The organism is uncultured Sphingomonas sp., from assembly GCF_964235535.1.
Classification (GTDB): domain Bacteria; phylum Pseudomonadota; class Alphaproteobacteria; order Sphingomonadales; family Sphingomonadaceae; genus Sphingomonas.
Genome location: NZ_CAXSBH010000037.1, coordinates 21,014 through 28,484, shown reverse-complemented (window position 1 = coordinate 28,484; position 7,471 = coordinate 21,014). Strand labels below are relative to the sequence as shown.

Below are 7,471 nucleotides of genomic sequence, written 5' to 3'. Positions count from 1 at the left end.
CGGCGAGAACGCCAAGCCGGACGACCTCGAGGTCAATCCGATGAAGACCAAGGCGCTGACCAACTTCCGCGCGTCCGGCGGCAAGGACGATCAGGTCCGGCTGGCCCCGCCCAAGCGCATGACGCTGGAACAGGCGATCGCCTATATCGACGACGACGAGATGGTCGAGGTCACCCCCAAATCCATCCGCCTGCGCAAACGCCACCTCGACGCCAACGAGCGCAAACGCGCGAGCCGGGCGAAGCAGGCGGCGTGATCAATGCGCCGTCGGCACGTCCGATGCTCGTGGTTCGGCCGAGCATCGATGTGCGGATGGACGGTGGACGATGGCTTCGCTGGGCGCCGCCCGTGATTTTCTACGGCGTAATCGCATTCGTGATGTTCGAGTCTGGGCCGAGCCGAGGCGGGCTGTTCTTCCTGGGCTTCACGGGTGTATTCATTGCAGTCGTGCCGGTCGGCTGCGAGTTCCGCGACATTAAGTTGCGAGGACGTACGCGCTACATCGTCGGCGATGACGGGCTGACGGTCATGCGCGACGAGAATATCCGGGCCCACATTCCTTACGAGTATATCGGCGACATACGTCCCGACGTAGTGCTTGCCGATGGCACTGGTTCGGCCGATCTGCCGAAACCGAATGGCGCTCCCTACATCGCGGTATGGAATAACTTCGTCGTCTGGATACCGGCTATGCGACCGGAGCGACGCCTTCATCTGGTCTCGGCCATCCGTGAAGTCTGCGCCGAGCTGCGGGGTCGCGCTGATGAACGTCGGATCTGCGATTGATGGTCGCGGAGCTTGCGTCCTTCAACGGACTGCCGCACTATTCATCTATGATCCACGCCACAGCTAGTAAGTTCCGTCGACATCTCGCCTTATATTTCAAGAAGGTCGGCCGCGAGCGAAAAGTCTTACGCGTCTCGCGTCGAGGCTTCGAGCCGATCATCCTGATCTCCTGGCGCGACTATGAGCTGCTTCAGCAAGCGATGAAGGCCGCAATAGAACGAACGGCCCGTTAAGGACACTGTCGTTTCAGAGCGGCGTCGAGAGCGGTGATCAGTTCTTCGAGATTGCCGATGTTATCCAGCGTCTCTGAGTCGATCAGCGGATATGGGCCTGCGCCCTTATCGACTAGGATCGCGGGAAGCGACAGATCTGCGAAGTTGGGATAAGCTCGCTTGAAATCCGGGCGGTGAAAGAACCCGATCTCGTAAGGCAACGACCGCAAGTACGCCTTCCACCCCGGCCGCATGCGGAGCGCGCCGTAGGTGATCGCGCAGAGCGAGCAGGGGTAGGTGTCGGGCGATATCACCTTGTGCACCGCGTCGCCGATCGCGGCGAACACGCCGTCGTCGGCGTTGTAGACGAACAGGAGCGTGGTCATCCGGCCAGCTCCATCAGCACCGCCCATTCCTCCTCCCCGACCGGCGACACCGACAGGCGCGACTGGCGGAGCATCGCCAGGCCGGCGAGGCGCGGGTCCGCCTTCATCGCGGCGAGCGTGACGGGGTGGGTGAGCGGGTCAACGGGCTCGATCGCGACCGAGACCCAGTTGCCTTCCGCGCCGTCCTTTCGTGCTTCGCGCGTGATGCGGACGGTGCCGACCACCGCCTTTTCGGTGACCGAGTGGTAGAGCAGTGCCAGATCGCCTTGGCGCATCGCGCGGAGATTTATCGCGGCCGCGGCGTTGCGGACGCCGTCCCATTCGGTGCCGCCGTCTCGCACCAGGTCGGCCCAGCCGTAGCTCGCCGGCTCCGTCTTGAGCAACCATTTGGCCATTTCCCGTGTCGGTCCCCAATCTTAACGAGTCGTTACGCCGCGGTTCAGATCGGCTCCGCTAACTACCGTCCCACGCTCGCAAGTATTTGCGTTCCTATAGCGGACCGGGCGTATCTGTAAGGAGGTCTGTTCATGGCTAATCTGATGACGAAGGCGGTCCTGGGCGCGACGCTCGCGGCAACCGCGTTGACGGCGGCGGCTCCGGCCGAAGCGCAGCGTTACCGGCGCTACAACCGGGGCGGCGGCGACGTGGCGGCGGGCGCGGTGCTCGGCGGTATCGTCGGGCTCGGCCTCGGCGCGGCGATCGCGTCGAGCAACCGGAATCGCGGCTACCGTGGCGGCGGCTATTACGACCGCGGCTACGGCTACAACGGTTATAACGGCTACAACGACGGCTATGTCTATGATCGCCGCTTCGATCGACGGCAGGCGCGTCAGGCCCGCCGTGCGTACCGCAACGGCTACCGTGACGGTTACTACGGCGACCCGCGCGGTCAGTATGGTCGTGGCAACGGCTATTACGGCCGGAACGACGGCTATTACGGCGCGCCGCGCGGTTATTACGGCTACTGAGCCGGGCACCGTTCGGTCAAGGGCGGCGCGGGGGCATACCCCGCGCCGCTTTTTTGTGGCGGCCCGTGCGCCGATGCGGTTAGGGGCGCGAGGATGACCGATAACGCTCCCGACCGCCTCTCCACCAACCCCGACAGCCCGCATTACGACGAGGCGCTGCTCGCGCGCGGCGTCGGCATCCGCTTCAAGGATCTGGAGCGGCACGACGTCGAGGAATATTGCCTGTCCGAGGGTTGGATCCGCGTAGCGCTCGGCAAGAAGGTCGACCGGCGCGGGCGTCCGCTGACGCTCAAGCTGTCCGGCCCCGTCGAGGCGTGGATCGAGCGGCCGGTCGACGGCGACGCCGAGCCAGCAGCCGACGAGACCCAGCAGGCCTAGGCCGCTTCTTCCACCACCGCGCTCGCCGCCAACCAGCGGGCCTCTGCGGCCTCGACCTTGGCCTGCACCTCCGCGCGTCGCTTCATCAGGTCGCCCATCGCGAGTTTGGCCAGCTGCGGGTCGGCCGCCTTCGGGTCGAACATCGCCTTATCCAGCGCGTCGCGCTGCGCCGTCAGCCGCGCCGCCTCCGCCTCCGAGTCCTTGAGCTTCTGCCGCGCCAGCTTGTCCGCCTCGCGCGCGGCGGCGGCGAGGCGCTTCTCTTCCTTCTTGTCGCGCTTGGACGCGGCGGGCTTGCTGTCGCCCGTCAGCACCAGCCGAATATAATCGTCGAGTGTCCCGTCGAACTCGCGCGCGGTGCCGTCATCGACCAGCACCAGCCGGTCGGCGGTCATTTCGAGCATGTGGCGGTCGTGGCTGACCACCACCACCGCGCCCGTATAGCTGTTGAGCGCCTGCACCAGCGCCTCGCGCGCATCGACGTCGAGGTGGTTGGTCGGCTCGTCGAGGATCAGCAGGTGCGGCGCGTCGCGCGTCACCAGCGCCAAGGCTAGCCTTGCGCGCTCGCCGCCGGAGAGTCGGCCTACTTTCGTCACGGCCTTGTCGCCCGAAAAGCCGAACCGGCCGAGCTGCGCGCGCACCGCCGCCGGGCTCGCGCCGCGCATCACGCGCGCCATGTGCTCGAGCGCGGAGTCGTCGCCGTCGAGCTCCTCGACCTGGTACTGGGTGAAGTAACCGACCTTCATCTTGCCCGACGAGGCCATCTCCCCCTCCATCGCCGCGAGCTGGGCGGCGAGCAGGCGCGCGAGCGTGGTCTTGCCGTTGCCGTTGCGCCCGAGCAGCGCGATCCGGTCGTCCGGATCGAGCCGGAGGTTCAGCCGCTTCAGGATCGGCACGTCGCCGTAGCCGACGCTAGCCATGTCGAGCGTGATCAGCGGCGGGCGCAACTCGGTCGGATCGGGAAAGTCGAAGCGGAGCGATGGATCCTCATGTAGCTCGGCGATCGGCTGCATACGTGACAGCGCCTTGGCGCGGCTCTGCGCCTGCTTGGCGGTCGATGCGCGCGCCGAGTTGCGGGCGATGTAGTCCTGGAGCTTGGCACGCTGCGTCGCCTGGCTTGCACGCGCCGCCTCGATCTGGGCGACCCGCTCGGCGCGCTGGCGCTCGAACGCATCGTAGCCGCCCGGATAGAGCTGCACCTTGCCGCCCGACAGATGCAGGATGTGGTCGACGACGTTGTTCAGGAAATCGCGCTCGTGGCTGACCACGACGATCGTCGCGCGGTAGGAGCGCAGGAAATCCTCCAGCCACAGCACCGCTTCGAGGTCGAGGTGGTTCGATGGCTCGTCGAGGAGGAGCAGGTCGGGCTGCGAGAACAATAGCGCGGCAAGCCCCACGCGCATCTTCCATCCGCCCGAGAAGCTGTCGAGCGGGCACCCCTGCGCCTCCTCGTCGAAACCCAGGCCCGACAGGATGCGCGCCGCACGGCCGGGCGCGGCGTAGGCATCGATGGCGAGCAGGCGTTCGTGGACGTGGCCGAGCCGATCGGGATCGTGGCAGGTCTCGCTCTCCTCCAGCAGCGCCGCGCGCTCGATGTCGGCGGCGAGCACCGTCTCGAACGGCGTGGCCGGGCCGGACGGGGCCTCCTGTTCCAGATAACCAATGCGGCTGCCGCGCGGCATGTCGGCCGACCCGTCATCGGGATCGAGCAACCCGGCGATCACGCGCACCAAGGTCGACTTGCCCGCGCCGTTGCGGCCGATCAGCCCCACGCGCGAGCCGGGCGGCAGCGACGCGGTGGCGCGGTCGAGGATGACGCGCCCGCCGAGGCGGACGGTGACGGCATCGAGGCTGAGCATGGGGAGAGCGCTTAGCAGAAAGGATCGGAGGGAGCGAGCCGCACAGCTCGTCCCGCCCAAGTCAGTCCTCGACGATGGCCCCGAGCGGAAGCAGGGCTTTGGCGAGCTTGCGCGTCGCGTTGCGGTCACCGGCGCGGACGGACGGCAGCATCGCCGCCGCACTGCGCTGGAGCCGGCGATCCATCGCCGTCGGGGTGGCGCCGCGGATTGCGGCCTCGAGTAGCGGACGTCCGCGCGGGTCGGCCGGGTCCAGGCCGAGCCGCAGCATCGCCGCCAGGGCCGGAAACATGGCGCGCGTACCGCCGAGCGCGACGCCGCGGTCGATAGCAGCCAACCCGGCGGCCTTGTTCGCCCCCAAGGCCGCCCGTGCCACCAATCGGCCGAGCTTGTCGATCGCGCCCGTGTGCCACGCGCCCAGCAGCATCTGACGTTCGGGATCGGACGGTATCCTAGCCACAAGCAACTCCATCGCCTTGCGCGCGGCGATCGCGTCCGAGCGGCTCCCGGTCAGCTTGGCGCGATATCCGAGCGCGGTCGCCTGCATCAGCGCGGCCTCGCGGTCGCCGGGCGCACGCTGCAGCTGAGTGGTCGCCACGGTCTGCGCCTGCGTCACCCGCCGCAACGCGACCACCCGGTCGCGATCGACGAACGACGCCTGGGTCAGCAGATCACGGGGCGACTGAGCGCCAACCGCCGCGGACGAGAGGATCGCTACCGTTCCGGCCAACGCGGCCCACATTCCCGTCCTCATCCCTATGCGATCTCCTGATCGGGAGCCGGCGCGCTGGCCGGATGAAACGTGCCCGTAACCGCGCGGAGATTGCACGCACCTTAATGAACGAACCGCGCGACCACGTCGCGGTAGGAGCGCGAAACCTTCACGCTTGCGCCCGATCCCAGCACCAGGAAGCATTCGCCGTTGGTGTGCGGCTTGACCTGCTTGACCAGGTCGAGATTGACGATCGTCGAACGGTGGACGCGCTGGAAACGCCGGGGATCGAGCCGCTTCTCCAGATCCTTCATTGTCTCGCGCAGGATCAGCGTGTTGTCGGCGGTGTAGATGCACATATAGTCGCCGGCCGCGTCGATCCGCTCGATCGTGTCGACGTCGACGCGGAAGATCTGCCCGCGGTCCTTGATGTTGATGAGCTTCTCGAATCGGTTGGATGCGTGGTCGCCCGCCGTCTCGCCCGCCATCTCGCCCGCCGCGTCGGGCGCGACCTCGGCCAGTACCTCCTTCAGCTTCTCCGTCTCCCCTGCGCCGCGCTTGTCGGACAGCCGCTGGCGGACGCGGTCGAGCGTGTCGGCGAGCCGCGTCTCCTCGACGGGCTTCATCAGGTAATCGACCGCCTGCGCCTCGAACGCACGCAGCGCATGGTCGGAATAAGCGGTGACGAAGACAAAGAGCGGCGGCTCGACCTCCATCAGCCCTTGGACCACCGAGAAGCCGTCGAAGCCGGGCATCTGGATGTCGAGCAGCACCAGATCGGGCTTGTGCGTCTTGATCGACCGGATCGCCTCGCGGCCGTTCTGGCATTTGTCGATGATCTCGACGTCCGGGTGCGCCTGAAGGCGGATCTCCAGCCCCTGGATCGCCAGCGGTTCGTCGTCGACGAGGATGGTGCGGATTGTCATCGGGTGTTCCTATTCACGTTCTCGGCCCGTTTCCCGGGTTTACGTCGTCGAGCTGGAACGGGATCTCGATCTCGACCGAGAACCCGCCCGCCGGGGTGGAGCGCGTGTCGAACCGCTGGTTCGGGCCGTAGGCCTGGACCAGCCGCTCCCGGATGTTGGCGAGCCCCACACCCGTCGACGCGGGCGACAGGCTCGGGGGACGCGCGCCGTCGCGCAAGCCCGGGCCGGTGTCCGATACGGCGATCCGCACCCGTTCTCCGGCCAAACGCACGTCCACGCAGATCTCGGCCCCCTCCTCCTGCGGCGTGACCGCGTACTTGATCGCGTTCTCGACCAGCGGCTGGAGCAGGAGCGAGGGCAGCCGCGCGCGTTCGACACGCGGATCGATGTCGAACACGGGGCGCAGCCGCTCCTCGAACCGCATCTTTTCGATCTCGAGATAGAGCTTCAGCGTTTCCACCTCCTGCGACACGGTGACGTGCGCGGTCGGCTCGTTGGCGAGCGTATAGCGGAGGAACGACGACAGCCGCGACAACATCGCGTTGGCGCGCTCGGTCTGCTTGAGCAGCACCAGGGTGGAGATCGAGTTGAGCGTGTTGAACAGGAAATGCGGGTTGAGCTGATAGCGCAGCATCGCCAGCTGCGCCGAACTCGCCTGCATCTCGAGCAGCTGCATCTCGTCGATCTGCTTCTCGACGATCAGGTAGAAGTTGATGCCGAAATAAAGCGCCGACCAGCCCGCCAGCACGGTGAAGTTTAGGAATACCGACCCGAGCACGAGCGTGAGGCTCAACCCCGGCGATACCTCCTTGAGAAAGGAGAAGGTGAACGCATCGATGACGGCATAGAGCAGCGTCGCGGCCAGCAGCGTCGTGATCGACAGGATCACGCCCGGCACGCGCTTCATCCGCCGGAACCCGCCATACAGCGTCGACAGCAGCAGCGTCAGGCAATAGCCGACGATCGCCTCGACGATGACGGGCACGATCACGTCGAGCTCGGGCCCGTTCGACACCGACGACACGCCGCGCAGCAGCAGGTACCCGCTCCACCCCACCGCCTGCAGCGTCCAGAAAGCGCGCGTCTTGTTCTCGAAGAACGGCCGCGCCCCCATGATCCGATCGCGCAGCGAAGGCGCGGCCTCGGTGGGGGAGGGGGGAGCGAGCGTGGCCATCGTCGCGGGTCGTTATAGGCGGGGCGACGGCGTGCCGAAACCCGCTATCGTCCCGCAAGCGGAAGCCGCCGTCCCG

10 protein-coding genes and 1 pseudogene are annotated in these 7,471 nt (G+C 66.9%); 5 read left to right on the top strand and 6 right to left on the bottom strand.

All coding sequences use genetic code 11. The features are described 5' to 3' along the window. From ACFE7F_RS11345 to ACFE7F_RS11335, 3 genes and pseudogenes are all read left to right on the top strand, one after another. A pseudogene (locus ACFE7F_RS11345) lies at positions 1-256 on the top strand (translational GTPase TypA); the annotation flags it as partial. Beyond that, positions 253-786, top strand: coding sequence for a hypothetical protein (locus ACFE7F_RS11340; RefSeq protein ID WP_375403959.1), 534 nt, complete (start codon positions 253-255; stop codon positions 784-786). The pseudogene ACFE7F_RS11345 and the gene ACFE7F_RS11340, both read left to right, overlap by 4 nt. Next, a complete protein-coding gene (locus tag ACFE7F_RS11335) occupies positions 786-1,019 on the top strand; it encodes a type II toxin-antitoxin system prevent-host-death family antitoxin (protein WP_375403958.1) in 234 nt (77 codons plus the stop codon). Before ACFE7F_RS11340 ends, ACFE7F_RS11335 begins: the two co-directional genes overlap by 1 nt. Here ACFE7F_RS11335 and ACFE7F_RS11330 read toward each other — a convergent pair. Both ACFE7F_RS11330 and ACFE7F_RS11325 read right to left on the bottom strand, forming a co-directional pair. Next, complete coding sequence (locus tag ACFE7F_RS11330) at positions 1,016-1,384, bottom strand: hypothetical protein (RefSeq protein WP_375403957.1); 369 nt, start codon at positions 1,382-1,384, stop codon at positions 1,016-1,018. The genes ACFE7F_RS11335 and ACFE7F_RS11330 overlap by 4 nt on opposite strands. After that, complete coding sequence (locus ACFE7F_RS11325) at positions 1,381-1,779, bottom strand: EVE domain-containing protein (RefSeq protein WP_375403956.1); 399 nt, start codon at positions 1,777-1,779, stop codon at positions 1,381-1,383. Before ACFE7F_RS11325 ends, ACFE7F_RS11330 begins: the two co-directional genes overlap by 4 nt. 132 nt (positions 1,780-1,911) lie before the next feature. Here ACFE7F_RS11325 and ACFE7F_RS11320 point away from each other — a divergent pair, with 132 nt between their 5' ends. After that, positions 1,912-2,352, top strand: coding sequence for a hypothetical protein (locus ACFE7F_RS11320; protein WP_375403955.1), 441 nt, complete (start codon positions 1,912-1,914; stop codon positions 2,350-2,352). Between the two features lie 93 nt (positions 2,353-2,445). After that, a complete protein-coding gene (locus tag ACFE7F_RS11315; protein WP_375403954.1) occupies positions 2,446-2,730 on the top strand; it encodes a DUF3297 family protein in 285 nt (94 codons plus the stop codon). Here the strand turns inward: ACFE7F_RS11315 and ACFE7F_RS11310 are convergent. The 4 genes from ACFE7F_RS11310 to ACFE7F_RS11295 form a co-directional block, all read right to left on the bottom strand. Then, entirely contained in the window at positions 2,727-4,586 is a 1,860-nt protein-coding gene (locus tag ACFE7F_RS11310) for an ATP-binding cassette domain-containing protein (RefSeq protein WP_375403953.1), read from the bottom strand. The two genes, ACFE7F_RS11315 and ACFE7F_RS11310, sit on opposite strands and share 4 nt — an antisense overlap. 61 nt (positions 4,587-4,647) lie before the next feature. Next, positions 4,648-5,337, bottom strand: coding sequence for a hypothetical protein (locus ACFE7F_RS11305; protein ID WP_375403952.1), 690 nt, complete (start codon positions 5,335-5,337; stop codon positions 4,648-4,650). Positions 5,338-5,417: 80 nt separating this feature from the next. Next, complete coding sequence (locus tag ACFE7F_RS11300; protein ID WP_375403951.1) at positions 5,418-6,221, bottom strand: LytR/AlgR family response regulator transcription factor; 804 nt, start codon at positions 6,219-6,221, stop codon at positions 5,418-5,420. A gap of 13 nt (positions 6,222-6,234) precedes the next feature. Continuing rightward, positions 6,235-7,395: a sensor histidine kinase gene (locus tag ACFE7F_RS11295; protein WP_375403950.1), complete on the bottom strand. Its 1,161-nt coding sequence runs from the start codon at positions 7,393-7,395 to the stop codon at positions 6,235-6,237. Positions 7,396-7,471: the final 76 nt, after the last annotated feature.

Excerpts from the sequence above, each read along its gene's own strand:
- ACFE7F_RS11335 (WP_375403958.1), top strand. The coding sequence starts at position 786 with ATGGTCGCGGAGCTTGCGTCCTTCAACGGACTGCCGCACTATTCATCT.
- ACFE7F_RS11330 (WP_375403957.1), bottom strand. The coding sequence starts at position 1,384 with ATGACCACGCTCCTGTTCGTCTACAACGCCGACGACGGCGTGTTCGCC.
- ACFE7F_RS11325 (WP_375403956.1), bottom strand. The coding sequence starts at position 1,779 with ATGGCCAAATGGTTGCTCAAGACGGAGCCGGCGAGCTACGGCTGGGCC.
- ACFE7F_RS11320 (WP_375403955.1), top strand. The coding sequence starts at position 1,912 with ATGGCTAATCTGATGACGAAGGCGGTCCTGGGCGCGACGCTCGCGGCA.
- ACFE7F_RS11315 (WP_375403954.1), top strand. The coding sequence starts at position 2,446 with ATGACCGATAACGCTCCCGACCGCCTCTCCACCAACCCCGACAGCCCG.
- ACFE7F_RS11310 (WP_375403953.1), bottom strand. The coding sequence starts at position 4,586 with ATGCTCAGCCTCGATGCCGTCACCGTCCGCCTCGGCGGGCGCGTCATC.
- ACFE7F_RS11305 (WP_375403952.1), bottom strand. The coding sequence starts at position 5,337 with ATGAGGACGGGAATGTGGGCCGCGTTGGCCGGAACGGTAGCGATCCTC.
- ACFE7F_RS11300 (WP_375403951.1), bottom strand. The coding sequence starts at position 6,221 with ATGACAATCCGCACCATCCTCGTCGACGACGAACCGCTGGCGATCCAG.
- ACFE7F_RS11295 (WP_375403950.1), bottom strand. The coding sequence starts at position 7,395 with ATGGCCACGCTCGCTCCCCCCTCCCCCACCGAGGCCGCGCCTTCGCTG.